This window comes from Cupriavidus sp. 05T42 (genome assembly GCF_056396345.1).
The window spans coordinates 129,970-154,638 of record NZ_JBFTLH010000006.1 but is presented as its reverse complement, the minus strand read 5'-3'; the positions used below and the strand labels follow the sequence as shown (position 1 = coordinate 154,638).

20 protein-coding genes and 1 tRNA gene are annotated in these 24,669 nt (G+C 68.1%); 5 read left to right on the top strand and 16 right to left on the bottom strand.

The window, feature by feature from the left end:
• Positions 1 to 4: 4 nt before the first annotated feature.
• The 13 genes from carB to gloB all read right to left on the bottom strand — a co-directional run bounded on the left by carB (position 5) and on the right by gloB (position 18,247).
• Positions 5 to 3,253 carry a carbamoyl-phosphate synthase large subunit gene (carB, locus tag AC1EJR_RS10375; RefSeq protein WP_477147023.1) on the bottom strand — a complete coding sequence of 1,083 codons (3,249 nt, stop codon included), beginning with the start codon at positions 3,251 to 3,253 and terminating at the stop codon, positions 5 to 7.
• 78 nt (positions 3,254 to 3,331) lie between these two features.
• Entirely contained in the window at positions 3,332 to 4,009 is a 678-nt protein-coding gene (leuE, locus tag AC1EJR_RS10370) for a leucine efflux protein LeuE (protein WP_092289813.1), read from the bottom strand.
• 37 nt (positions 4,010 to 4,046) lie between these two features.
• Positions 4,047 to 5,183, bottom strand: a complete 1,137-nt coding sequence (carA, locus tag AC1EJR_RS10365; protein ID WP_092289815.1) for a glutamine-hydrolyzing carbamoyl-phosphate synthase small subunit — start codon at positions 5,181 to 5,183, stop codon at positions 4,047 to 4,049.
• Between the two features lie 295 nt (positions 5,184 to 5,478).
• Positions 5,479 to 5,889, bottom strand: coding sequence for a RidA family protein (locus AC1EJR_RS10360; protein WP_477147022.1), 411 nt, complete (start codon positions 5,887 to 5,889; stop codon positions 5,479 to 5,481).
• Positions 5,890 to 5,901: 12 nt separating this feature from the next.
• A complete protein-coding gene (locus AC1EJR_RS10355; protein ID WP_441590504.1) occupies positions 5,902 to 6,327 on the bottom strand; it encodes an acyl-CoA thioesterase in 426 nt (141 codons plus the stop codon).
• Complete coding sequence (locus AC1EJR_RS10350; RefSeq protein WP_477147021.1) at positions 6,324 to 8,036, bottom strand: AMP-binding protein; 1,713 nt, start codon at positions 8,034 to 8,036, stop codon at positions 6,324 to 6,326. Before AC1EJR_RS10350 ends, AC1EJR_RS10355 begins: the two co-directional genes overlap by 4 nt.
• Positions 8,037 to 8,061: 25 nt before the next feature.
• The gene (locus AC1EJR_RS10345; RefSeq protein WP_477147020.1) at positions 8,062 to 9,243 is read right to left on the bottom strand and encodes an acyl-CoA dehydrogenase family protein; all 1,182 of its coding nucleotides are present in this window, start codon (positions 9,241 to 9,243) and stop codon (positions 8,062 to 8,064) included.
• A 15-nt stretch (positions 9,244 to 9,258) separates the two neighbouring features.
• A complete protein-coding gene (locus AC1EJR_RS10340; protein WP_092289825.1) occupies positions 9,259 to 10,110 on the bottom strand; it encodes an enoyl-CoA hydratase family protein in 852 nt (283 codons plus the stop codon).
• A gap of 46 nt (positions 10,111 to 10,156) precedes the next feature.
• Positions 10,157 to 10,963, bottom strand: a complete 807-nt coding sequence (locus tag AC1EJR_RS10335) for an SDR family NAD(P)-dependent oxidoreductase (RefSeq protein ID WP_441590507.1) — start codon at positions 10,961 to 10,963, stop codon at positions 10,157 to 10,159.
• 2 nt (positions 10,964 to 10,965) lie between these two features.
• Positions 10,966 to 13,344 carry a bifunctional salicylyl-CoA 5-hydroxylase/oxidoreductase gene (locus AC1EJR_RS10330; RefSeq protein ID WP_477147019.1) on the bottom strand — a complete coding sequence of 793 codons (2,379 nt, stop codon included), beginning with the start codon at positions 13,342 to 13,344 and terminating at the stop codon, positions 10,966 to 10,968.
• A 140-nt stretch (positions 13,345 to 13,484) separates the two neighbouring features.
• Positions 13,485 to 15,377 (bottom strand): propionate--CoA ligase, encoded by a 1,893-nt coding sequence (locus AC1EJR_RS10325; protein WP_477147018.1) that lies wholly within the window; start codon positions 15,375 to 15,377, stop codon positions 13,485 to 13,487.
• Positions 15,378 to 15,562: 185 nt separating this feature from the next.
• Entirely contained in the window at positions 15,563 to 17,269 is a 1,707-nt protein-coding gene (locus AC1EJR_RS10320; protein ID WP_477147017.1) for a transglycosylase SLT domain-containing protein, read from the bottom strand.
• A 177-nt stretch (positions 17,270 to 17,446) separates the two neighbouring features.
• On the bottom strand, positions 17,447 to 18,247 hold the full coding sequence (gene gloB, locus AC1EJR_RS10315; RefSeq protein WP_477113307.1) for a hydroxyacylglutathione hydrolase: 801 nt from the start codon (positions 18,245 to 18,247) through the stop codon (positions 17,447 to 17,449).
• Positions 18,248 to 18,257: 10 nt separating this feature from the next.
• Here gloB and AC1EJR_RS10310 point away from each other — a divergent pair, with 10 nt between their 5' ends.
• From AC1EJR_RS10310 to AC1EJR_RS10290, 5 genes are all read left to right on the top strand, one after another.
• Entirely contained in the window at positions 18,258 to 19,052 is a 795-nt protein-coding gene (locus tag AC1EJR_RS10310) for a class I SAM-dependent methyltransferase (RefSeq protein ID WP_092289837.1), read from the top strand.
• A 16-nt stretch (positions 19,053 to 19,068) separates the two neighbouring features.
• Positions 19,069 to 19,506 (top strand): ribonuclease HI, encoded by a 438-nt coding sequence (gene rnhA / locus AC1EJR_RS10305; protein ID WP_092289838.1) that lies wholly within the window; start codon positions 19,069 to 19,071, stop codon positions 19,504 to 19,506.
• A gap of 28 nt (positions 19,507 to 19,534) precedes the next feature.
• The gene (dnaQ, locus tag AC1EJR_RS10300; RefSeq protein ID WP_454757179.1) at positions 19,535 to 20,260 is read left to right on the top strand and encodes a DNA polymerase III subunit epsilon; all 726 of its coding nucleotides are present in this window, start codon (positions 19,535 to 19,537) and stop codon (positions 20,258 to 20,260) included.
• Positions 20,261 to 20,376: 116 nt separating this feature from the next.
• A tRNA-Val gene (locus AC1EJR_RS10295) sits at positions 20,377 to 20,451 on the top strand.
• A gap of 125 nt (positions 20,452 to 20,576) precedes the next feature.
• Positions 20,577 to 20,900, top strand: a complete 324-nt coding sequence (locus AC1EJR_RS10290) for a YnfA family protein (protein WP_477113306.1) — start codon at positions 20,577 to 20,579, stop codon at positions 20,898 to 20,900.
• 7 nt (positions 20,901 to 20,907) lie between these two features.
• Here AC1EJR_RS10290 and AC1EJR_RS10285 read toward each other — a convergent pair whose 3' ends face one another.
• The 3 genes from AC1EJR_RS10285 to AC1EJR_RS10275 all read right to left on the bottom strand — a co-directional run bounded on the left by AC1EJR_RS10285 (position 20,908) and on the right by AC1EJR_RS10275 (position 24,511).
• Positions 20,908 to 22,533, bottom strand: a complete 1,626-nt coding sequence (locus AC1EJR_RS10285; RefSeq protein WP_477147016.1) for a rhodanese-related sulfurtransferase — start codon at positions 22,531 to 22,533, stop codon at positions 20,908 to 20,910.
• Positions 22,530 to 23,162, bottom strand: coding sequence for a cysteine dioxygenase family protein (locus tag AC1EJR_RS10280; protein WP_092289844.1), 633 nt, complete (start codon positions 23,160 to 23,162; stop codon positions 22,530 to 22,532). The genes AC1EJR_RS10285 and AC1EJR_RS10280 overlap by 4 nt, the downstream gene beginning before the upstream one ends.
• Before the next feature lie 128 nt (positions 23,163 to 23,290).
• Positions 23,291 to 24,511 (bottom strand): acyl-CoA dehydrogenase family protein, encoded by a 1,221-nt coding sequence (locus tag AC1EJR_RS10275; protein WP_477147015.1) that lies wholly within the window; start codon positions 24,509 to 24,511, stop codon positions 23,291 to 23,293.
• Positions 24,512 to 24,669 lie beyond the last annotated feature (158 nt).

Sequence of the window (24,669 nt, the reverse complement as noted above, 5' to 3'; positions counted from 1 at the left end):
GCAATCAGGCCAGCTGCTTGTGCAGGCTCTGCAGGTCGTAGACCTCCAGGCTTTGCATGTGCTTCAGGCCCTCCACTGCGGCGCGGGCGCCGGCAATGGTGGTGTAGTAAGGCACCCGGCCGGCCAGCGCGGCGATACGGATCGAACGCGAATCGGCGATGGCCGTACGCGTCTCGTCCACCGTGGTGAACACCAGCGCCAGTTCGCCGTTCTTGATMATGTCCACGATGTGCGGACGGCCGTCCTTGACCTTGTTGACCACGCGCACCGGGATCCCCGCTGCCTCGATGGCCGACGCCGTGCCGCGCGTGGCGACGATCGGGTAGCCCAGGTCGTGCAGCATGCGGGCCACGCCCACGGCACGCGGCTTGTCGCTGTCCTTGACGGTGATCAGCACGGTGCCCTTCTCGGGCAGGCGCGAACCGGCGGCCAGCTGGCTCTTGAACAGGGCCTCGCCGAACACCTTGCCCACGCCCATCACCTCACCGGTGGAGCGCATCTCAGGTCCAAGCACCGGGTCCACGCCCGGGAACTTGTTGAACGGGAACACGGCTTCCTTGACGCTGAAGTACGGCGGTATCACCTCTTCGCCGATGCCCTGCGAGTCCAGCGACTGGCCGGCCATGCAGCGTGCGGCGATCTTCGCCAGCGACAGGCCGGTAGCCTTCGACACATACGGCACGGTCCGCGAGGCGCGCGGGTTCACTTCCAGCACGTACACGGTATCTTCGCCGTTGTGCTGCTGGATCGCGAACTGCACGTTCATCAGGCCGATCACGTTCAGGGCCTTCGCCATGGCGGCGGTCTGGCGCTTCAGCTCGTCCACGGTGGCTTGCGAGAGCGAGTACGGCGGCAGCGAGCAAGCCGAGTCGCCCGAGTGCACGCCAGCCTGCTCGATGTGCTCCATCACGCCGCCGATGAACACGCGCTGGCCGTCGCTCAGGGCGTCCACGTCGCATTCGATCGCGTCGTTCAGGAAACGGTCCAGCAGCACCGGGGAGTCGTGCGACACCTTCACGGCCTCGCGCATATAGCGCTCGAGGTCGCGCGGCTCGTGCACGATTTCCATCGCGCGGCCACCCAGCACGTACGACGGGCGCACCACCAGCGGGTAGCCGATTTCCTCGGCCAGGCGCAGCGCCTCGTCCTCGGCCCGCGCGGTGCGGTTCGGCGGCTGGCGCAGGCCCAGTTCCTGCAGCAGCTTCTGGAAGCGCTCGCGGTCTTCCGCGGCGTCGATCATGTCCGGGCTGGTGCCGATGATGGGCACGCCGTTGGCTTCCAGGTCCAGCGCCAGCTTCAGCGGGGTCTGGCCGCCGTACTGGACGATCACGCCGACCGGCTTTTCCTTGTCGACGATTTCCAGCACGTCTTCCAGCGTCAGCGGCTCGAAGTACAGGCGGTCCGAGGTGTCATAGTCGGTCGACACGGTTTCCGGGTTGCAGTTGACCATGATGGTCTCGTACCCGTCTTCGCGCAGCGCCAGCGCGGCGTGCACGCAGCAATAGTCGAACTCGATGCCCTGGCCGATCCGGTTCGGGCCACCGCCCAGCACCATGATCTTCTTGTTGGCGGTCGGCTCGGCCTCGCACTCGCCGTGTTCGGCTTCGTACGTGCCGTACATGTAGGCGGTGTTGGTGGCGAACTCGGCCGCGCAGGTGTCCACGCGCTTGTAGACCGGGCGCACGTTCTGGGCGATACGCGCCTCGCGCACCGACTTGGCGTCGGTCTTGAGCAGCTTCGCCAGGCGGCGGTCCGAGAAACCCTTCTGCTTGAGCAGGCGCAGTTCGGGCGTCGAGAGGCTGGCCAGCGTGCGGTTGCGCACGATGGACTCGGTCTTCACGATGTCTTCGATCTGGGCCAGGAACCACGGGTCGATGGCGGTCTCGGCATGCACTTCCTCGAGCGACATGCCCAGGCGGAACGCGTCGCCCACGTACCAGATACGGTCCGGGCCGGCTTCGCCGATCTCTTCCACCACCTCGTCGCGGTCGGTCGACTTCTCGTCCAGGCCATCCACGCCCACTTCCAGGCCGCGCAGTGCCTTCTGGAACGATTCCTGGAAGGTGCGGCCCATCGCCATCACCTCGCCCACGGACTTCATCTGCGTAGTCAGGTGGCTGTCGGCCTGCGGGAACTTCTCGAAGGCGAAACGCGGCACCTTGGTGACCACGTAGTCGATCGACGGCTCGAACGACGCCGGGGTCTGGCCGCCGGTGATCTCGTTCTTCAGCTCGTCCAGCGTGTAGCCCACGGCCAGCTTGGCCGCCACCTTGGCGATCGGGAAGCCGGTGGCCTTCGAGGCCAGCGCCGACGAACGCGACACGCGCGGGTTCATCTCGATCACGATCATGCGGCCATCGGCCGGGTTGATCGAGAACTGCACGTTCGAGCCGCCCGTATCCACGCCGATCTCGCGCAGCACGGCCAGCGAGGCGTTACGCAGGATCTGGTATTCCTTGTCGGTCAGCGTCTGCGCCGGGGCCACGGTGATCGAGTCGCCGGTGTGGATGCCCATCGGGTCCAGGTTCTCGATCGAGCAGATGATGATGCAGTTGTCCGCCTTGTCGCGGACCACTTCCATCTCGTATTCCTTCCAGCCCAGCAGCGATTCCTCGATCAGCAGCTCGCGCGTCGGCGACAGGTCCAGGCCGCGCTTGCAGATTTCCTCGAATTCCTCGCGGTTGTAGGCGATGCCGCCGCCCGAGCCGCCCAGCGTGAACGACGGGCGGATCACGATCGGGTAGCCCGCCGTGCCGGTGTCCGCGGCGATGCGCGACTGCACGGCCACGGCCTCGTCCATCGAGTGCGCGATACCAGACTTTGCCGAACCGAGACCGATCTTGGTCATCGCGTCCTTGAACTTCTGGCGGTCCTCGGCCTTGTCGATGGCTTCCGGCGACGCGCCGATCAGCTCCACCTTGTACTTGTCCAGCACGCCATGGCGATGCAGGTCCAGCGCGCAGTTCAGCGCGGTCTGGCCGCCCATGGTCGGCAGGATCGCATCGGGACGCTCACGCTCGATGATGCGCTCGACCACTTCCCAGGTGATGGGCTCGATGTAGGTCACGTCGGCCGTGTTCGGGTCCGTCATGATGGTCGCCGGGTTCGAATTGACCAGGATGACCTTGTAGCCCTCTTCGCGCAGGGCCTTGCAGGCCTGGGCGCCGGAGTAGTCGAATTCGCACGCCTGCCCGATGATGATGGGGCCCGCGCCGATGATGAGGATGCTCTTGATGTCTGTGCGTTTTGGCATTGCACGCTMTCTTTGGTGGCCGGTGCGCGAAAGTCTCGCGCGCCGCGCCGGATATTCAGGTTATTTCGACTCGCCGGATCAGTTCAGCGTGGCCGTCGCCAGCTTCGCGCCGAAGCCGATGAACATGGCCCCCACACCGCTCGCCATGCCTGCCGACAGCCTGCGGCGCCGGCGGAACGCTTCGGCAAGCCGCGCGCCCACAAGGATGATGGTGGTCAGGTAGACGAAGCTACAGATCTGGCAGACCAGCCCCAGCGCCACGAACGACAGCACCGGGCGCGCGAACTGCGGGTCCACGAACTGGATAAAGAACGAGATGAAGAACAGGATGGCCTTCGGGTTCAGCAGGCTGATGACCAGCGCCTTGCGGAACGGGTCCGTGGTGCGCTCGACCGGCACTTCGACCGCCGCCGGCTGCCCGGCCTCGCCCCGCTGGGACCAGCTGCGCAGCGCGCCGCGCAGCATCTGGAAGCCGATCCAGGCCAGGTAGGCCGCGCCGATGGTCTTGACCACGTAGAACAGCGCCGGGCTGGCCTTGAGCAGCGACGCCACGCCCGCGGCCGACAGCACCATCAGGATCAGGTCGCCCAGGAATACGCCGCACGCGCCCCGGTAGCCGGCGCGCACACCGCGCTGGGCGGCCACCGACAGCACGTACATCGAGTTCGGCCCCGGCAGCAGCACGATGAAGATCGTGCCAAGCACAAAGGTCCAGAAATCGGTAATGCCCAGGCTGGCGTGCATGAACGCGTTCATGGTTTCTCGCTGTGTCCTTGTTCTCGTTCGCGGCGGCTTACTGCTTCGCGTCCTTCATCAGCTTGATGAAGCGGTCGAACAGGTAGGCCACGTCGTGCGGGCCGGGCGATGCTTCCGGGTGACCCTGGAAGCAGAACGCCGGCTTGTCCGTCAGCGCGAAGCCCTGCAGCGAGCCGTCGAACAGCGATGTATGCGTGACGCGCACGTTGGCCGGCAGCGTGTCGGCATCCACGGCAAAACCGTGATTCTGCGACGTAATCACCACACGACCATCGTCCATGTCCTTGACCGGATGGTTCGCGCCATGGTGGCCGAACTTCATCTTGAGGGTCTTGGCGCCCACGGCCAGGGCCATGATCTGGTGACCCAGGCAGATGCCGAAGGTGGGAATGCCACGGGCGATGAACTCACGCGTGGCAGCCACGGCGTAGTCACACGGCTCGGGGTCGCCGGGGCCGTTGGACAGGAAGATGCCGTCCGGATTCAGCGCCAGGGCATCGGCGGCGCTGGCCTGGGCCGGCAGCACCGTGACCTTGCAGCCGCGCTCGGCCAGCATGCGCAGGATGTTGAACTTGACGCCGTAGTCATAGGCCACCACGTGGAACTGCGGCTTGTCCAGCTTGCCGTAGCCCTCGCCGAGCTTCCACTCGTTCTGGGTCCACTCGTACGGTTCCTTGACCGACACCACCTTGGCCAGGTCCATGCCGGCCAGGCCGGGGAACGAGCGGGCCAGGTCGATGGCGCGCTGGACGTTGTCCTCGCCAGCCAGGATGCAGCCGTTCTGGGCACCCTTCTCGCGCAGGATACGGGTCAGCTTGCGGGTATCGATGCCGGCAATGGCCACCACCTTTTCCTGCTTGAGGTAGTGGGCGAGCGTGTGTTCCTTGCGGAAGCTCGAGGCCAGAATCGGCAGATCCTTGATGATCAGGCCGGCGGCATGGACTTTCGTGGCTTCGACGTCCTCACGATTCACCCCGACATTGCCGATATGCGGATACGTCAGCGTGACGATCTGCCGGGAATAGCTCGGGTCGGTGAGGATTTCCTGGTAACCGGTGAGAGCGGTGTTGAACACCACTTCGCCGATGGTATGGCCGGAAGCGCCGATGGAATAGCCACGAAAGACCGTGCCGTCTGCAAGCGCGAGAATGGCGGACGGAAAAGACGGTAACACGGGTAGGCTCCTGCTGGACTCACCCCGTGACCGACCTGCTCAACGCCTCGTGCCCCGGGGCGGCGCCTCGCGCGCATGGGCGAGGGACCGGCCGGCTGCGTCTCATTCGTCACTTTTTGTAGTGCACGAACGGCGCGCGCGGATGGGGCGGCGGAAGGTGGAATACGGTAGGCGCTAGGGTGAAGGGTTCTGAAAGCGAAACTTTCGAATTATATCCCGCCGTGCCCAATTTCTCAAGTTTTCAAGGACTTGCGATGGCAAGCCCTGCCGTGATCGGTTATATACAGCGCCGCCACTAACCTGCCGGCACCACCGCCGTGACCTCGATCTCCACCTGGGCGCGCGGCTCCACGAGGTCCGCCACCTCCACCGCCGTCATCGCCGGGAAGTGCCGGCCGATGATTTCCCGATAGTGCTGACCGATGTCCTTGTACGCGCCCACGTACGCGGCCTTGTCCTTCACGTACCAGGTCATGCGCGCGATGTGCTYGGGGCGAGCCCCGCCCGCCGCCAGCACCGCAACGATATTGCGCAGGGTCTGCGCGACCTGCAGCGCGAAGTCGTCGGTCTCGAACTCGCACTGGGCATTCCAGCCGATCTGGCCGCCGACGAAGATCAGGCGGCTGCCTACCGTCATCTCGGCGAGGATGCCGTTGGCGTAGCCCCGGGGCGGTGCCCAGTCGGGCGGTTGCAGCGTTTTCAACATATGACGATCCGGTTATGCGTGGGGATGAAGGAAACGCGCCATCGCGATGCGTACCCGGTCGGGCAGCGGCGTTGGCGTCATGGTTTGAGTATCGACGCAGACGAGCCGCTGGCCCACGGTCAGGCGCGTCTCGCCGTCCGGCCCGGCGAAGCGGGTGTCGATGGCGAAGCTGGTCCGTCCGATGTGCGTCACACGCAACTCGCGGGTCAGCAGTTCGCCCAGCCGGCTCGGCGCGGTAAAGCGGCATTGCAGTTCGGCGGTCGGCACGCCGGCGTGGCCGGCGAGGTGCATGGCGTCGAACGGCCAGTCGAGCCCATCGGCGAACCAGTCTTCGATGAAGTCGTTGAGCATCTCGAAGTAGCGCGGATAGAACACGATGCCGGCCGTGTCGCAGTGCTTGAAGCGCACCCGCACCGTGTTGCGGAACACGTCACTCATGGCTTGGTGCCTTCCGCGCCGGTCTCGGCGGTCTCGGTCGCCAGCTGGCGCAGCCGGAACCGTTGCAGCTTGCCCGTCTCGGTGCGCGGCAGCGCGGCCACGAACTCGATCCGGCGCGGGTATTTATAGGGCGCGATCTCGCGCTTCACGTAGGCCTGCAGCGCGGCGCGCATGGCGTCGCCGGGCTCCACGCCGGGGCGCAGCACCACGTAGGCCATCACCACCTGCCCGCGCTCCGGGTCCGGCGCGCCCACCACGCCGCACTCGGCCACGGCCTCGTGGCGCATCAGCGTGCCTTCCACCTCGGGTCCGGCGATGTTGTAGCCGGCCGAGATGATCATGTCGTCCGAGCGCGCCTGATAGAAGTAGTAGCCATCGGCGTCGGCCAGGAAGGTGTCGCCCGGCAGGTTCCAGCCATCGCGCACGTAGTTGGTCTGGCGCGGGTCGTCCAGGTAGCGGCAGCCCGTGGGCCCGCGCACGGCCAGCTTGCCGACCGTGCCCGGCGGCACCGGCTGCATGGCTTCATCGACGATGCGGGCCTCGTAGCCCGGCACCACGCGGCCCACCGCGCCGGGGCGCACGTCGGCGCCGGCGCTGGAAATGAAGATGTGCATCATCTCGGTGCCGCCCAGCCCATCGGTCATCTCGATGCCGGTGGCCGCCTTCCACGCCTGGCGCGTGGCGTCCGGCAGTGCCTCGCCGGCGGAGACGCTTTTCTTCAGGCTGGACAGGTCGAACTGGGGCGCCAGCGTCGCCATCTGGCGATAGAAGGTCGGCGCCGTGAAGACAATGGTGGCGCGATGGTCCTGGATCAGCTTCAGCAGCGTCTCGGGCGTGAGCTTCTCGGCCAGCGCCGTGCTCGCCCCGATCCGCAGCGGAAAGCACAGCATCCCACCCAGCCCAAAGGTGAACGCCAGCGGCGGCGTGCCGCAGAAAATATCGTCCGCCGTGGGCTTGAGCACGTGGCGCGGGAACAGGTCGCACATCGCCAGCACGTCGCGGTGGAAGTGCATCGTGCCCTTGGGCTGGCCGGTGGTGCCGCTGGTGAAGGCGATCAGGCAGGTGTCGTCGGCAGCGGTGTCGCAGGCGGTGAAGGTGTMGGGCTTGCTGGCCAGCGCCGTCTCCAGCGCGTCCGGGCCGGTGCCGTTGAAGTAGCGCACCGTCTTCAGGCTGGGGCAGAAGTGCTCTCCGCCGGCCAGCCGGTTGGCGTCGAGTTCGGCCTGGAGCCGGGCATCGCAGAGCGCCGCGCCCACCTCGGCTTTGTCGATGACCTGCTTCAGCTCCTTCGCGCGCAGCAGCGGCATGGTCGGCACGGCGATCAGCCCGGCCTTGAGCGTGGCCAGCCAGCAGGCCGCCATCATCAGGTTGTTCGGCCCGCGCAGCAGCACGCGGTTGCCGGGCACCAGCGCCATGTCTTCCACCAGCACATGGGCAATGCGGCTGACCAGCGCGGCCAGTTCGGCATAGGTCACGGTCTCGATGCGGCCGTCGCGCTCGTGCCGAATGGCCACGCGGGCGCCCTGCCCGGCTGCCACGTGGTGGTCCACCAGCGCCTCGGCGGCGTTCAGCCGCGCCGGATAGGTGGTGTCGGCGTTGAAGCGGAATTCGGGCCATTGCTCGGGCGGCGGCAGGCGGTCGCGAGCGAAGGTGTCGACCACGGTATCGCGCGTGGAAGTGGAAGCGGCGGTGGCAAGGGCGGGGGCGACCATGCTTGTCTCTCCTGTTTTCGTCGATTTACGACCGGCTGCGCTCGGCCGCGGCCAGCGTCTCGCGCGCGATGATCAGCTTCTGCACCTCGGTGGCGCCCTCGTAGATCCGCAGCGAGCGGATCTCGCGATACAGGCTTTCCACGCGCGTGCCGACCTTCACCCCGAGCCCGCCGAACATCTGCACGGCACGGTCGATGACCTGCTGGGCGTTMTCGGTGGCCACCATCTTGGCCATGGCTGCCTCCCGGGTGGTGCGCACGCCGCGCACGTCGCGCAGCCACGCGGCACGGTAGGTGAGCAGCGCGGCGGCATCCACCGCCGTGGCCATGTCGCCGATGGCGGCCTGCGTCAGTTGCAGGTCCGCCAGCACGCCGCCGAACATCGGGCGGCTGGTGGCCCGCGCCAGCGCATCGTCCAGCGCCGCGCGGCCGAAGCCCAGCGCAGCCGCCGCCACCGAGGCGCGGAAGATGTCGAGCGTCATCATCGCCACCTTGAAGCCCTGCCCCGCCTCGCCCAGCCGCTGGCCCACGGGCACGCGGCAATCGTCGAATTGCAGCGTGGCCAGCGGATGCGGGGCGATCACGTCGATCCGCTCGGCGATGCGCAGGCCCGGCGTGTCGGCATCCACCACGAAGGCGGTGATGCCGCGCGCGCCCGGCGCCTCGCCGGTACGGGCGAACACGCAGTAGAAATCGGCGATGCCGCCGTTCGAAATCCACGTCTTGCTGCCGTTCAGCGCGTAGTGGCTGCCGTCCTCGGACAACCGCGCGCTGCATTGCATCGCCGCCACATCGGAGCCGGCTTCGGGCTCCGACAGCGCGAACGCGGCGATGGCCTCGCCGCGGGCCACGCGCGGCAGGTAGTGGGCGCGCACGGCGTCGCTGCCGGCCAGCGTGATCGCACCCGAGCCCAGCCCCTGCATCGCGAAGGCGAAGTCGGCCAGCCCATGGTGGCGGGCCAGCGTTTCGCGCAGCAGGCACAGCGCGCGCGAGTCCAGCGCCGGCAGCGCGCCGCCATGGGCGGCCGGCACGCAGTAGCGCAGCCAGCCGGCGTCGCCGAGTTGCCGCACCAGCGCGCGGCAGGCGGCGTCCGTATCGGTGTGATCGACGTGGGCCAGCGCGGTGCGGCACCACGCATCGAGGTCACGCTCCAGCGCCCGGTGCGCATCGTCGAAAAACGGCAGGTCGAGGTAGGTCTTGTCGCTCATGGATGCTCCCCGGCCTCAATCGCCCTCGAACACCGGCTTCTGCTTCGCCACGAAGGCGTCGTAGGCGCGGCGGAAGTCCTTCGTCTGCATGCAGATGGCCTGCGCCTCGGCCTCGGCCTCGATGGCTTCGTCCAGCCCCATGTTCCATTCCTGATGCAGCAGCTTCTTGGTCACGCCATGGGCAAAGGTCGGCCCCGCCGCGATCTGGGCGGCCAGCGTCTGGGCAGCGGCCAGCACGGCGTCCGGCGCGTGCAGCGCGTTGAAGAAGCCCCATTGCTGGCCTTCCTCGGCGGTCATCGCGCGGCCCGTGTAGAGCAGCTCGCTCGCCCGGCCCTGTCCGATCACGCGCGGCAGCAGCGAGCACGCGCCCATGTCCGCGCCGGCCAGCCCCACGCGCACGAACAGGAAGGCCGTCTTCGCCTGCGGGGTGCCGAGGCGCAGATCCGAGGCCAGCGCCATCATCGCCCCGGCCCCGGCGCAGATGCCGTCGATGGCGCTGATCACCGGCTGCGGGCAGGCGCGCATCGCCTTGACCAGGTCGCCGGTCATGCGGGTGAAATCGAGCAGCTCGGGCATGCTCATCTTGGTGAGCGGGCCGATGATCTCGTGCACATCGCCGCCCGAGCAGAAATTGCCGCCCGCGCCGGTCACCACCACGGCCTTGATGTCGGTGGCGTAGCAGAGACCGCGGAACAGGTCGCGCAGCTCCGCGTACGAATCGAAGGTCAGCGGGTTCTTGCGCTCTGGCCGGTTCAGCGTGATGGTGGCCACCTTGCCGTCGCCGGACACCGTCCACAGGAAGTGCCTGGGCTGGTAGTCGGCAAACGGGCGCTTGTGGTGGTGCATGTGCAGTGCGATCTCGCTCATGGGTTGTCTCTCTCGCTCTCGAATTTGTTCTCGAATTTGTTCGATGTCAGCCGGCCATGACCTCGCCGCCCGCCACGGGCACGGCCTGCCCGGTGATGGCGGACGCCGAGGGGCGGCACAGCCACGCCACGGCATCGGCCACCTCGTCCGGCTGCACCAGCCGGCGCTGCGGATTGCGTGCGGCCAGTTCGGCCCGGGCCTCGGCCTCGGTGCGGCCGGTCTTGCCGACGATATTCGCCACCGCGTCGCGCACGATGTCGGTTTCGGTGTAGCCGGGGCAGACCGCGTTGACGGTGATGCCCTTGGCGGCCAGCTCCAGCGCCAGCGCCCGCGTGAGGCCGATCACGCCGTGCTTGGCCGCGCAGTAGGCGCTGACGTAGCCGTAGCCGATCAGCCCCGCCGTGCTCGCCACGTTGACGATGCGCCCCCAGCCCGCGTCCAGCATCGCCGGCAGCGCGGCCTGCGTGCACAGGAAGGTGCCGGTCAGGTTGACGTCGAGCATGCGCTGCCACAGCGCGAGATCAGTCTTGCCGAACGGCGCGCTGTGCGCCTGCCCGGCGTTGTTGACCAGCACGGTGATGGCGCCGCGCGCCTCGGTGGCGGCGGCAAAGGCGGCTTCCACGCTGGCGGGCTCGGCGATGTCGGCGCACACGGCGCCCACCGAGGCGTCGCCGAGCCGGTGCGCCTGCAGCGCGGTGACGGTGGCGTCGAGCGTGGCAGCGTCGCGGCCCAGCAGCGTCACGCTGGCCCCTTCGCCCAGTAACTGGCGCGCGATGGCGGCCCCGATGCCGCGTCCGCCGCCGGTGACGAGCGCGTGCTTGCCAATCAATGATGGCGATGGGGATAGGCTCATGGTCACTTCCCCGGCGGCACGCCGGCCGTGGCCGCCGCGCGCTCCATATTGGTTTCGAGCTGGCGCTTGCCGGCCACGTACTGCTTCGGCCAGGTTACGTCGCGGAAGCCGAGCCGCGCGGCCTCGTGCAGCGTCCAGGCCGGGTCGGCCAGATGCGGGCGGGCAATCGCGCACAGGTCGGCCCGGCCCGCTGCGACGATGCTGTCCACATGGTCGGCCTCGAAGATGGCGCCGACGGCAATCGTCGCAATGCCAGCCTCGTTGCGGATGCGGTCCGCGAACGGCGTCTGGTACATCCGGCCATAGACGGGCGCCTGATCGGGGCTGACCTGCCCGGAAGAGCAGTCGATCATGTCCGCGCCGGCCGCCTTGAACGCGCGCGCGATGGCCACCGCGTCGTCGGCGGTGATGCCGCCCTCCACCCAGTCGTGCGCGGAAATCCGCACCGACATCGGCCGCTCCGCCGGCCAGACCGCGCGCACGGCGGTAAAGACTTCGAGCGGAAAGCGCAGCCGGTTCGCCAGCGTGCCGCCATAGGCATCGGTGCGCAGGTTGGTCAGCGGCGAGATGAAGCTGGAGAGCAGGTAGCCGTGGGCGCAGTGCAACTCCAGCCAGTCGAAGCCCGCCTCCGCCGCGCGGCGCGCGTTGGCCACGAAGTCATCGCGCACCTGCGCCATGTCGGCGGGCGTCATCTCGCGCGGCATCTGCGAGATCCCGGGCAGATAGGGCAGCGGCGACGCGGAGATCAGCGGCCAGTTGCCCTCGGCCAGCGGATAGTCCATCTTCTCCCAGCCCAGTTGGGTCGAGCCCTTGCGGCCCGCATGGCCCAGCTGGATGGCGATCTTCGCGTCGCTGTTGGCGTGGACGAAATCGACGATCCGGCGCCACGCATCGCGCTGGGTGTCGTTCCACAGCCCGGGGCAGCCCGGCGTGATCCGCGCGTCCGGGGACACGCAGGTCATCTCGGCCACGACCATGCCCGCCCCGCCCAGCGCCCGCGCGCCCAGGTGCACGAGGTGGAAATCGCCCGGCACGCCATCGACCGACGAATACATCGCCATCGGGCTGACCACCACGCGGTTTTTGAGGGTGACGCCGCGCACGCGGTACGGCGTGAACATCGGCGGCAGGCCGTGTTGGGKATCGGCGGCGCGCAGGTGCAGCGTCTCGKGCGGCACGCCGGCCTGGGCGGCCAGCCATTGTTCGAAGTCCGCCACGTAGCCGGCATCGCGTACACGCAGGTTCTCGTGGGAGATGCGCTGCGAGCGGGTGAGCAGCGAATAGGCGAACTGCTCCGGCGCGAGGCTGTCCGCGTAGCGCTCCACGTTCTCGAACCATTCCGTGGAGTTGCGCGCGGCGTTCTGGATCTTGAGCACCTCCACGCTGCGAGTGGCCTCATAGTGCGTCAACGCCTCGGGCAGGCCGTCGATGCCGCCGTGCGCGCGTCCGATGGCGTTGGCGAGGTCGATTGCATCCTCCAGCGCCAGCTTGGTCCCCGAGCCGATCGAGAAATGCGCCGTATGCGCCGCGTCGCCCATCAGCACGACCGGCACCCKGCGCCCATCGTCCAGCGTGTTCCAGTGCACCCAGCGATGGCAGATCACACGCGGGAAGCGAATCCAGTTGGCCGAGCCGCGCAGGTGGGTGGCGTTGCTGATGAGCGGATGGCCGTCCAGATGGCGCGCGAACAGGCGCTCGCAGAAGGCCACGCCCTCTTCCTGGCTCATCTGCTCGATGCCAGCGTCGCGCCAGACGCGCTCCGGGGCTTCGACGATAAACGTGGACGTGGTGTCGTCGAAGCGGTACGCGTGAGCCTGGAACCAGCCGTGCTCGGTCTTCTCGAACGCGAACGTGAAGGCGTCGAACAGCTTGTGCGTGCCGAGCCAGACGAAGCGGCACTGGCGGGTGTCGATGTCCGGTGCGAAGGTCTCGGCGTAACGCGTGCGGATGCGGCTGTTGATCCCATCGCAGGCAATCACCAGATCGGCGCCGTACTGGCGCGCCAGCGCCTGGTCATCGGCCACATCGGTCTCGAACACGAGCCGCACGCCCAGCGCCTCGCAGCGCGCCTGGAGGATGTTCAGCAGCCGCTTGCGGCCGATGCCGATAAAGCCGTGGCCGCCCGAGCGGATGGTGCGGCCGCCGATGTGGATGTCGATGTCGTCCCAGTGGTTGAACGCGGCGTCGATCTCGCGCGCACTCACGGGGTCGGCCTGGCGCAGGTTCTCGAGCGTGGCATCGGAGAACACCACGCCCCAGCCGAACGTGTCGTACGGCCGGTTGCGCTCCACCACCACTACGTCGTTGGCGGGGTCCTGCAGCTTCATCAGCAGCCCGAAATACAGGCCCGATGGCCCACCACCAATGCAAAGCACGCGCATAGGGTCGCCTCACTACATCATGGTTAAATATTTGATGCTTAAAATATTAGGCCGCATGGGAAGTCGTGGCAAGCGAAATCTGCGCGGTCGAAGGATGCCTCCCCGAGCCGTGCAGACTTCGCCCCTATATATATAGGCAGTCAGCCCGCCATGGCGGTCTTGACCTGCTCAAGTGCTGTGGGATCCTCAATTGTGGTCAGGTCGCCGGGGTCGCGGCCCTCGGCCACGGCCTGGATCGCGCGGCGCAGCAACTTGCCGGAACGCGTCTTGGGCAGTGCGTTGACGAAATAGACCCGCGCCGGCCGCGCCACCGCGCCCAGTTGCTGGTCCACCGTCTTCATCAGCTCGCCCTCCAGCGCCTGGCAGTCCGCCGGCGTAGCGGTGCGCGCCGCGTCACGGGCGATGCAGAACGCCATCGCCACCTGCCCCTTGAGCGCGTCCTGCACGCCCACCACGGCCACCTCGGCCACGCCGGCGTGCGAGGACAGGCTTTCCTCGATCTCGCGCGTGCCCAGCCGGTGCCCCGCCACGTTGATCACATCGTCGGTGCGGCCCAGGATAAAGACGTAGCCGTCTTCGTCGCGCACGCCCCAGTCGAAGGTCGAGTAGCACTGGCGATTCGGCACGGCGGACCAGTAGGTCTTCACGAAGCGCGCGTCGTCGCCCCAGATCGTGCTCATGCAGCCCGGCGGCAGCGGATAGTCGATGGCCACCACGCCCTTCTGGTTCGGCGCGCATTCCTCGCCGGTCACCTCATCCACGATGCGCAGGTCGTAGCCATAGGCCGGTACGCCGGGGGAGCCGAGCTTGGGCGGCAGCGGCTCCACGCCGCGCTGGATGGCGATGATCGGCCAGCCGGACTCGGTCTGCCAGTAGTTGTCCACCACGGGCTTGCCGATGCCGTCCTGGATCCAGCGCGCGGTAGGTTCGTCCAGCGGCTCGCCGGCCAGGAACAGCAGCCGCAGGCTGGACAGGTCGTGGCGCCGCAGCAGCGCCGGGTCCTGCTTCTTGAGCACGCGGATCGCCGTGGGCGCGCTGAACATGATGTTCACGCCGTGCTCCGCCACGATCTGCCAGAGGATGCCGCCATCGGGCCGGATCGGCGTGCCTTCGTACATGACCGTGGCCATGCCCGCCAGCAGCGGCGCGTAGACGATGTAGCTGTGCCCCACCACCCAGCCGATATCCGATGCCGTGAACATCGTGTCGCCGGGCTTGCCGCAGAAGATGTATTCCATTGACGTGGCCAGCGCCACCGCATAGCCGCCGGTGTCGCGCTGCACGCCCTTCGGCTTGCCGGTGGTGCCGGAGGTGTAGAGCACGTACGAAGGCTCGCTCGACTCCAGCCAGGCGCAGGGCACCACCTGCCCGGCCACGCGCTCGCGCCAGGCGGCGTAGTCCTCGTCGCGGCCAGCGGTGACCGGCATGTCCGCGAGGCCACGATTGACCAGCAGGACCTTGTCGGGATGATGGCCGGCCAGCCGGATCGCCTCGTCCAGCAACGGCTTGTAGGGCACCACCTTGCCGGCGCGGGAGCCCGCGTCGGCGCTGACGATCACGCTCGGCTTGGCATCGTCGATGCGTGCGGCGAGGCTCACCGAGGCAAACCCGCCGAAGACCACCGAATGCACGGCGCCGATGCGGGCGCAGGCCAGCATCGCGAACATCGCCTCGGGAATCATCGGCATGTACACCAGCACGCGGTCGCCCTTGCCCACGCCGAGCCCCTGCAGGATGGCGGCCATGCGCTGCACTTCGTCGTGGAGCTGGGCGTAGGTGTAGACGCGCTGCTGGTCCGTCTCGGTCGACACGTAGATCAGCGCGCGCTGGTGGGCGCGGTCCGCCAGATGGCGGTCGATGGCGTTGTGGCAGAGGTTGGTGCGCCCGCCGACGAACCAGCGGGCGAAGGGCGGCCGGCTGTCGTCGAGTACCGTTTCGAAGGGCGTTTCCCAGTCGATCCGCTTCGCCTGTTCCGCCCAGAACCCCGCCGGGTCGGACAGCGATCGCGCATGCAGGGCACGGCTTGCCGTCATGGTGTGTCTCCTCCGCCTTATCCGGCGTGTCTTTGGTCGACGGCCAGTGTGCCAGCGCGTGCGGCGCCGGTCTATCGGGGGAAATGGGGTGAAGCTCGGGGTGAAGCTGGGGGTGAAACTCGGGGCGAAGACGGCGGGGAAAGAGACGCCGCGCCGCCATGGAAGGGGCGCGGCGTCTCCCGGTCTCAGTGGACCTTGCTCTTGCTGCTGGCGCTGGCCTTGGGCGCCGGCGACGGCTTGGCCTCGCGCACGACCTTGGCCGGCGCGGCCTTGGATGCGGGCTTGGCCGCGCCCTTGCGCGGGGTGGCTTCCACCACCACGCGCTTGCGCGGCTCGGCCTTCTCGGTCTTTTCCGCCTTGGCGGACTTGTTGACGGTGTGGCCCTTGGGCTCCGGCTTGCCACGGGTGGCGGCACGCACCGGGGTGTCGTCATCGTCGTCACGCGCGGCGCGGGCGGCGGCCGGCGAGTTGGGCCGCACCATCAGCACGAGGCTCTGGCCCGCCACAAGCTTGCTGCCCGACAGCTTGTTCCACGACTGCACCTGGCGCGGCGAAACACCGTAGCGGCGCKCCACCGACACCACCGTGTCGCGGCGGCTGGCCCGCACGACGATGCGCTTGGCATCGGGCACATCCGGCTCCACGGACAGCATCGCCGTGTCCACCAGCGAGGCGCTGATGTCCTGGTCATGCCGCTCCGAGCGCGGAATCATCACCGTCGAGCCAGCCTTCAGGCGCATGCCCTTGGGAATGCGGTTGATCTCACGCAGCGTGTCCGCATCGACATTGAGCCGCGCGGCCAGCGACTCCACGCGCTCGCGGCTGTCCACGGTCACCGCCGTCCAGCTCGACAGCCCGCCCCGGTACGTATTGAGGTTGAACTGGAAGCGCTCGGCGTTATCGAACGGCAGCAGGATCTGCGGATTGGCCGCGCCGAGGATCACCGGGCGGTTGAACGAGGGGTTCAGCGCCTTGAACTCGTCCAGCGGCATGTTGGCGAGCTTGGCGGCCAGCGCCACGTCGATGTCCCGCGAGGTGGTCACCGTGACGAAATACGGGTGATCGGGGATCTCGGGCAGCTTCACGCCGTACGCGGCCGGGTTGGCGATGATGTTCTTCACCGCCTGCAGCTTGGGCACGTAGTAGCGCGTCTCGTTCGGCATGGTCAGGCTGGCGTAGTCCGTGGGCAGCCCGCGCGCCTGGTTGCGCGCGATGGCCCGCGACACGGCGCCCTCGCCCCAGTTATACGCGGCCAGGGCCAGGTGCCAGTCGCCGAACATGTCGTACAGGCGCGAGAGATAGTCGAGAGCGGCATCCGTGGAAGCCAGCACATCGCGCCGCTCGTCGCGGAACATGTTCTGCTTGAGGTTATAGGACTTGCCCGTGCTCGGGATGAACTGCCACATGCCGGCCGCCTTGGCCGTGGATTCCGCCTGCGGATTGAACGCGCTCTCCACGAACGGCAGCAGGGCCAGTTCCGTGGGCATCTTGCGCCGCTCCAACTCTTCCACGATGTGGTACAGGTAGCGGCTCGACCGCCCCACCATCCGCTCCATATAGTCAGGGCGTGCCGCGTACCACTGGGTGCGGTCGTCGACCAGCGTGCCCTCGAGGTCCTGCATGGCAAAGCCACGGCGGATGCGGTCCCAGATATCGTTCGACGGGCCGCGCAGCCAGTCGAGGCTGACCTGGTCCACGTTGACCACGGTGGTGCTGGCCAGCGAGCCGGCCTTGCCGGTGCTGTTGAGCGTATTGAGCGGGTCCTTGGGCGGACCGGATTCGAGGGCGGTCGTCGTGCCGGCCATCTCGCCGGCGGGCGGGGTGGGTGTGCTGGCGCAGGCTGCAACCAGCGCCGCACACGCAACTACCGCCAGAAATCGACCAAATTGCATGAATTTCTCTGAAGTGACGCCAAAAAAAGGTGGCCCGATCCTATGGAAAAGCCCCGTTGGCGTCAATGAGATTTTCCCGCGATCGGCCGATCTGCCGGCCTGTTTCGGACAAATTCGATGTCCTTTTCGATCCCTCCCCGCGCGCCGGCCCGGGGTCAGCGGAAGCCCTGCGCCCGCTCAGCGGAAGTTGTCCTTCCAGCCGCGCAGCGCGCCGAAAGCCGCCGCGTCGGTACTCATATCCGCGCCCTGGGCCTGGACGGCCCGGCGCACTGCCGGCTCGCGCGAGCGCAGGAACGGATTGACCGCGCGCTCGTGCGCCACGGTAGTCGGCACGGTGGGCGTGCCAGCTTCCCGCAGCGCATCCACGCGGGCCGCCCAGGCGGCGAGGTCCGCATTGGCCGGCTCCACCGCCTGCGCAAAGCGCACATTGCTGCGCGTGTACTCGTGGGCACAGTAGACGCGGGTGTCGCCCGGCAGCGCGGCGAGCTTGTCCAGCGAGGCCAGCATCTGCGCCGGCGTGCCCTCGAACAGCCGCCCGCAGCCGCTGGCGAACAGGGTGTCGCCGCAGAAGACCACCGGGCCGGCGCCGGGCAGGTCGCCCGCATAGGCCACATGGCCGGCGGTGTGCCCCGGTACGTCGATCACCCGGAAGGTGGCAGCCGGATGGCGCAGCGTCACCGTGTCGCCCTCGCGCACCGCCTGGGTGCGGTGGCCGATACGTTCGCTGGCCGGCCCGACCACCGGCACCGGGGCGCCATCGGGCCCCTTGGGATGGTCCGCCAGCAGGTCCGCCACCCCACCCTGGTGATCGCCATGGTGATGGGTGATTACAATAGCGCCCAGTGCCAGCCCGCGCTCGGCCAGGAATCGCGCCACGGGCGCAGCCTCGCCGGGGTCGACGATGGCGGCGCTATGCCCGTCATGGATCGCCCAGATATAGTTGTCCTGGAATGCGGGGATTGGCTCCACTTTCAACATGAGTGCTCCTATGTCCAACCGACCGATTATAGATTGGGAAGAATGGCTCGCCTCGCCGCCCGGCCAGTACGTGCTGGAATGGGAGTCGCGCCAGTACGACCAGGTCGTGGCGGACATCTTCGGCTATCACGCCGTGCAGATGGGCCTGCCCGCCATCGACACGCTGCGCGAGAACCGTATGCCGTTCTCGGCACTGGCGCTGGACGGCCGCGCCGGCCCCCACGGCCCGCGCGACGCCCATCCGGACGCCCGCCAACTGTTGTGCCGCTTCGACGAGCTGCCGTTCGACACCCAGAGCATCGACCTCGTCACCCTGCCCCACATCCTGGAATTCTCGGAAGATCCGCACGAAGTGCTGCGCGAGGTCTCCCGCGTGCTGATGCCCGAAGGCCGCATCGTGGTGACCTGCTTCAACCCGATGAGCCTGTGGGGCGCCCGCCAGGGCCTGAACCGGCTCGGCGCCCTGCCCTTCCTGCCCAGCGACGCCCAGACCATGGGTTTCGTTCGCATCAAGGACTGGCTCAAGCTGCTCGGGTTCGATATCATTCGCGGCCGCTTTGGCTGCTACTGCCCGCCCTACCGCACCGAGCGCTGGCTGCAACGCAGCGCGTTCATGGAGAAGGCCGGCGACCGCTGGTGGCCCATCTTCGGCGCCGTCTACATGATCTCGGCGGTCAAGCGGGTGAAGAACATCCGACTCGTCGGCCCGGCCTGGAAAAGTCCGAAATCCGCGCTGGCGCCAGTCTCCGCCCCGGTGGCCACGCCCACCGGCACGCACGGCAAGACGCCGCGCGACCATCGCTGAACCCATCGACCACGCCATGCAAGAAGTTACGATTTACTCCGACGGTGCCTGCAAGGGCAACCCCGGCCCCGGCGGCTGGGGCGCCGTGCTCATCGCGGGCACCCATGAGAAAGAACTGTTCGGCGGCGAGAACCCGACCACCAACAACCGCATGGAGCTGATGGCCGTGATCGAGGCGCTGCGCTCCCTGAAGCGTCCGTGCGTGGTCCAGGTCTATACGGACTCGCAATACGTCCAGAAAGGCATCAGCGAGTGGATCACCGGCTGGAAGGCGCGCGGCTGGAAGACGGCCGACAAGAAGCCGGTGAAGAACGCCGACCTGTGGCAGCAACTCGACGAAGCGCGCCAGCCGCACACCATCTCCTGGCACTGGGTGCGCGGCCACAATGGCCACCCGGGCAACGAGCGGGCCGACGCGCTGGCGAATCGCGGCGTGGCGTCCATCGCCGTGTAACCACCCCGTCTCCGTTAGAATGCCCGCCATGCGACAGATCGTTCTCGACACCGAAACCACCGGCCTGAACCACGCCACCGGCGATCGCCTGATCGAAATTGGCTGCGTGGAACTGGTGAACCGGCGCCTGACCGGCCGCCACCTGCACTACTACGTCAACCCCGAGCGCGACATCCACGAGGACGCCATCGCCGTCCACGGCATCACGCTCGATTTCCTGGCCGACAAGCCGAAATTCGCCGAAGTCGTCCACGACATCCGCGATTTCGTGCAGGACGCCGAGTTGATCATCCACAACGCGGCGTTCGACCTGGGCTTCCTCGACATGGAATTCCAGCGGCTGGGCCACCAGCCCTTCCGCTCGCACGCCGCCAACGTGATCGATACGCTGCGCGAGGCACGCCAGATGTTCCCGGGCAAGCGGAATTCGCTCGATGCCCTGTGCGACCGCCTCGGCATCAGCAACGCCCACCGCACCCTGCACGGCGCCTTGCTGGACGCGGAACTGCTCGCCGAGGTCTACCTGGCCATGACGCGCGGCCAGAACTCGCTGGTCATCGACATGCTCGACGCCGGCCCCCACGGCGCCGGCGCCCAGGCCGCGGCGGACCTCTCCGCCCTGACCCTGCCCGTGCTGCTGGCCACCGACGACGAAGTCACCGCCCACATGGGCGTGCTGAAGGAGCTCGACAAGGCCAGCGGCGGCAAGACCGTCTGGCAGGACGCCGCCGAAGCGACGCCGACGCTGCAGTAACCCGCGAAGTTTTTCGCGGAATGCCGAAAAAAGGGCTTTACAAGATACTGCGGCATCTGCATAATCTCGTTTCTCCACTGCACGACGTCACGCAACAACGACGCCGACGCAGCAAGGGGTGGTTAGCTCAGCGGTAGAGCACTGCCTTCACACGGCAGGGGTCACAGGTTCAATCCCTGTACCACCCACCAGAATACGGTGACCAAAAAGGATCTGAGGCGAAAGCCCAGGTCCTTTTTGCTTTGGGGCGCCGCCGAAGTTGATGCACGGTGCCCTCTGGCACAATCGCGCCATCCCGTCCGCTTTCCCTCCCTAAATGCTCCGCCTCACCCTTCTCTTCGCCATCACCGCTGTTGCCGAGATCGTCGGTTGCTACCTACCGTGGCTGGTGCTCAAGCAGGGGAAGAGCGCGCTGCTGCTAATCCCCGCCGCAATTTCCCTCGCCCTGTTCGCCTGGCTGCTAACCCTCCACCCCACCGCTGCCGGGCGGACGTATGCCGCCTATGGCGGCATGTATATCGTCGTGGCGCTGGTGTGGTTGCGGGTGGTGGATGGGGTGCGGCTGACGAGTTGGGATGTGGCCGGCGCGGTGGCGTGCCTTGCCGGCATGGCGTTGATTGCGTTGCAGCCGCGGGCTTAGCCCGTCGTCAAACCACCTCGAAGAAGTGCGTGCCGTCGCGGTCGAGTTGGGCGATGAGGCCGAATTCCCAGTCGAGGTAGGCCTGCATGGCGGCCGATGCGTTGTCGGTGCCTTCGTACGGGCGGCGGTAGCGGTCGGTTCTCGGCACGGCCAGGCGGGTTTCGCCGGATTCCAGCGGCAGGCCAGCGTCGATCCAGGCCGTGGTGCCACCTTCCAGCACCACCACCTGCGCCGATGTGAGCCGCTTCAGGTCCGCCGCCGCAAAGCGGGCGAGCTGGCTGGTGCCGCAGGTCAGCACATAGCGTTTTGCCGGAGGGATCGTCGCCAGCGCCTGCGCCAGTTGGGCGCGGATGGCAAACCAGGCGCCTGGGATATGGCGCTTGACGTAATTGGCGCTGGCCGTCACGTCGAGCACGGCGATGTCGCCCTCGCTCGCATCCTCTAGCCATTTCGCGAGTTCGGCTGGCGAGACGGAATCGACGGCATCCGCTTCCGGCACCGGCGCCGCCGACGTGCCGCGCTCGCTGCGAGCATGTTCGCCCGCCGGCTCCACCACKAATACTTCCCAGCCCATCTGCGCCAGCCACGAAGCCGTCATGTCGGCGCGCACGCCGTGGTCGTCGTCGGCCAGCACGATCCGTGCGCCGCGCACCGGGGCGCTGTGGTCGGTTTCCTGCACCAGCTGGCCGCCCGGCGCGCTGGCGAAGCCCGGCAGGTGGCCATCGGCGTATTCCTCGGGCGTGCGGACGTCGAAGCGGTACAGCGTCCGCCCCGGCTGGGCCAGCGTCGCCACGGCGTCGTGGGCAATCCGTTGCACGCCGGCCTTGTCGGCAATCGCCCGGGCGCCGCTACGGGCCCGCTCGCGGTGGGCGGCGTCCACCGCTACCGGCGCGCGCCGGCTGGCGCCGTGGTCGAGGGTCTGCCCCGCCAGCGTCCAGCCGATGGTGCCGTTGCGCAGCGCCGCCACCGGGTTCGGCAGGCCGGCATTGATCAAGGATTGCGTGCCGATGATGCTGCGCGTCCGGCCCGCGCAGTTCACGATGACCCGCGTCTGCGGGTCCGGCGCCAGTTCCCGCACGCGCAACACCAGTTCCGCGCCGGGCAGGCTGGTGGCCGTGGGGATGCTCATGGTCTGGTATTCGTCGAAGCGGCGCGCGTCCACGATGACCACATCGGCACGTTCGTCGATGAGCGCCTGCACTTCCTGCGCGGCCAGTGACGGCGTATGGCGCTTCGCCTCCACCAGCTCGCCGAACGACTTGCTCGGCACATTCACGTCGCGGAACACCTCGCCGCCGGCGGCGATCCAGGCCGCCAGCCCGCCGTCCAGCCGCGACACATCCGTATAGCCCAACCCGTGCAGCACCGCCGCCGCGCGCGGCGCCAGATCCTCACCGGCATGCTCGCCATAGACGACGATCCGCGTGTCGCGGCGCGGAATCCGTCGCCACGCTTCCAGTTCGAGCTTCGAGAGCGGGAAGTTCGCCGCCCAGAGCGGATGCTCCTGGGCGTAGGGGTCTTCCTCGCGCACGTCGATCAGCGCGATCTCGGCGCGGCCGAGCAGCGCCTGCCGCACGGACAGGCTGGAGACGGCGGGAAACACGGCGGGAATGACGGAGGGCAAAGCGGTCATGACGAAACGGGTTCCTTCGATCGATCCCAGGGATTGGGCAGGGTGGAATTGGAATAGCCGGAGATAAACGGCTTGCGCTCGCCCGCCTCCGGGTAGACGTGCCGCCGCACCGCGCCGATATTGGCGCCGTACACGTGGATGCTGATGGAGACGCGGTCCTCGTAGGCGTTGTGCACACGGTGGATGTCCCCCACCGTGGGCGACACCGCCTCCACGTGGCCCGGCTCCAGCCGCGTGGCCGCGCCGTCCAACTGCGGGCGGCCTTCGGCATCGATCCGGTACGGCTGCGAATACTCGGCCCCGCGCAGCATACCGATCAGCCCCCAGACCGTGTGGTCGTGGATGGGCGTGCGCTGCCCCGGCCCCCAGACAAAGCTGACGATCGAGAACCGCTCGGCGGAATCGCAATGGAGCAGGACCTGCTGGTAGTACTCAGGGTGCGGCTGGGCGAAGGCGTCGGGCAGCCAGTCGTCGCGCGCCACCAGCGTGGCGAGCAGCGCGCCGCCTTCGGCCAGGATGCGAGGCTCATCGGGCTGCTGGTCGAGCAGCGCCGAGAGGCCGGTGATGAACTCGCGCAGCGGCGTGAGCGTACGCGCTGGGTGCGTGGGGTGTGTCAGGGCGTCGTGCATCCCGTGTCTCCTCGGTGGTCCGCGCGGTGATCCCGTTCGGTGGGCCGTCTGTGGATGGCKACGATCGCTGCGGCCCTGTCTCGAACAGCGGCCTTAAACATAGCACGAAGCCATCGTTCCGATATGGGTCAACCGGCCAGCGCGGCGCGGCCGGCGGCGRTCAGGATGGCGTCGTTCTGCGGCGTGTGGATGCGGCTGCAAAGCACATCGCGATAGTGCCGTTCGAGCGGATTGTTGCGGCTCAGGCCGTGATTGCCCGACAGCTGCAGCGCCAGCTCCACCGCCCGGATCGCATTGCCGGTGACGGTGTACTTCAGCAGCCCGCTGTCCGTCGCCGAGGCCGGCGTGCCGGCATCGGCCCGCGCGGCGGCATCGTCGAGCAACACCTGGTTGGTACGGAGCAGCGCGGCGATCTCGCCGATGGTCTCCTGCACGCGCGGCAGGGTGGCGAGCGGCGCACCCAGGCTGCCCGGCGCGCGGTCCTGCACGAAGCTGCAGATCCAGTCGAAGCCGGCCCGCGCCACGGCGTCGTAGAGCGTGCCGAGCAGGCCCACCATCCACGCCTGCTGGTCGGCATTGGCGTCCACGTCGGCCTGGCTGGCCCCGGCTGGCGCCCAGGCCTCGGGCCGGCGGATGTCCACCGCATGGTCGAGCGGAATCCACACGTCCTCGAACACGGTTTCATGGCTGCCGGACGCGCGCAGGCCGAGGTGATTCCAGCTCTCCACCACGCGGATGCCCGGCGTGTCGGCCGATGGCTTCGGCACCAGGAAGATGCCCACGCGCGGCTCCGGCTCGTGCGTGCGGCCCCACACGGCCAGCCAGCGCAGCGCCGGGATGCCGGTGGTGTAGAGCTTGTGACCGCGGATGCGCCAGCGGTCGCCAACGCGCGTGGCGACGGTGTCCGGCAGGCCGCCGCGCGCCGGCGAGCCGAGTTCCGGCTCCACGCGCAGCGAGTTGATCAGCGCGCCCTCTTCCACCGCGCTGGCGAAGACCTCGCGGCGCACCACCTCGGGCCAGCGCGAATCGGCCCGGCCGATGGCGCGATGCTGGAGATAGGTCATGGTCAAGACAAGCGCCGTGGCCGGGTCGCCGGCCGCCACGGCCGCGATGATCCGGCGTGCCTCCGCCAACCCCGCCCCACCACCGCCGTAGTCGCGCGGCACCACCTGGGCGATCAGGCCATGTTCGTGCAGCAGCTCGAAGTTCGCGTGCGGGAAGCTGCCGTCTGCGTCATGGCGCGCGGCGGTGGTAGCCAGCCGGGCGGTCAGCGTCGCCAGCAACTCGGCCAGCCGGGGCTCGCTCGCAGGCAGGCGGCGCAGGGTGGTACGCGGGGAAGTCGAAGCCATGATGGGGGATCTCGGGAAAGCATCGTGCGATGAGTGCCGCATAGCGTACCGCGCGCCCGCCGCGCCGATAACGACGCATATCGCATATCGAGCGACGGTTTCTGCCGCATATCGAGCCGCGTTTTTATTCGTTTGGGGCCACCGCCCGCCGGGCGTAC

What these genes read in the sequence shown, in the direction of transcription:
- dnaQ (WP_454757179.1), top strand. Translation starts at nt 19,535, where the DNA reads ATGCGACAGATCGTTCTCGACACCGAAACCACCGGCCTGAACCACGCC.
- AC1EJR_RS10355 (WP_441590504.1), bottom strand. Translation starts at nt 6,327, where the DNA reads ATGAGTGACGTGTTCCGCAACACGGTGCGGGTGCGCTTCAAGCACTGC.
- AC1EJR_RS10290 (WP_477113306.1), top strand. Translation starts at nt 20,577, where the DNA reads ATGCTCCGCCTCACCCTTCTCTTCGCCATCACCGCTGTTGCCGAGATC.
- leuE (WP_092289813.1), bottom strand. Translation starts at nt 4,009, where the DNA reads ATGAACGCGTTCATGCACGCCAGCCTGGGCATTACCGATTTCTGGACC.
- rnhA (WP_092289838.1), top strand. Translation starts at nt 19,069, where the DNA reads ATGCAAGAAGTTACGATTTACTCCGACGGTGCCTGCAAGGGCAACCCC.
- AC1EJR_RS10325 (WP_477147018.1), bottom strand. Translation starts at nt 15,377, where the DNA reads ATGACGGCAAGCCGTGCCCTGCATGCGCGATCGCTGTCCGACCCGGCG.
- AC1EJR_RS10280 (WP_092289844.1), bottom strand. Translation starts at nt 23,162, where the DNA reads ATGCACGACGCCCTGACACACCCCACGCACCCAGCGCGTACGCTCACG.
- AC1EJR_RS10340 (WP_092289825.1), bottom strand. Translation starts at nt 10,110, where the DNA reads ATGAGCGAGATCGCACTGCACATGCACCACCACAAGCGCCCGTTTGCC.
- AC1EJR_RS10335 (WP_441590507.1), bottom strand. Translation starts at nt 10,963, where the DNA reads ATGAGCCTATCCCCATCGCCATCATTGATTGGCAAGCACGCGCTCGTC.
- AC1EJR_RS10310 (WP_092289837.1), top strand. Translation starts at nt 18,258, where the DNA reads ATGTCCAACCGACCGATTATAGATTGGGAAGAATGGCTCGCCTCGCCG.
- gloB (WP_477113307.1), bottom strand. Translation starts at nt 18,247, where the DNA reads ATGTTGAAAGTGGAGCCAATCCCCGCATTCCAGGACAACTATATCTGG.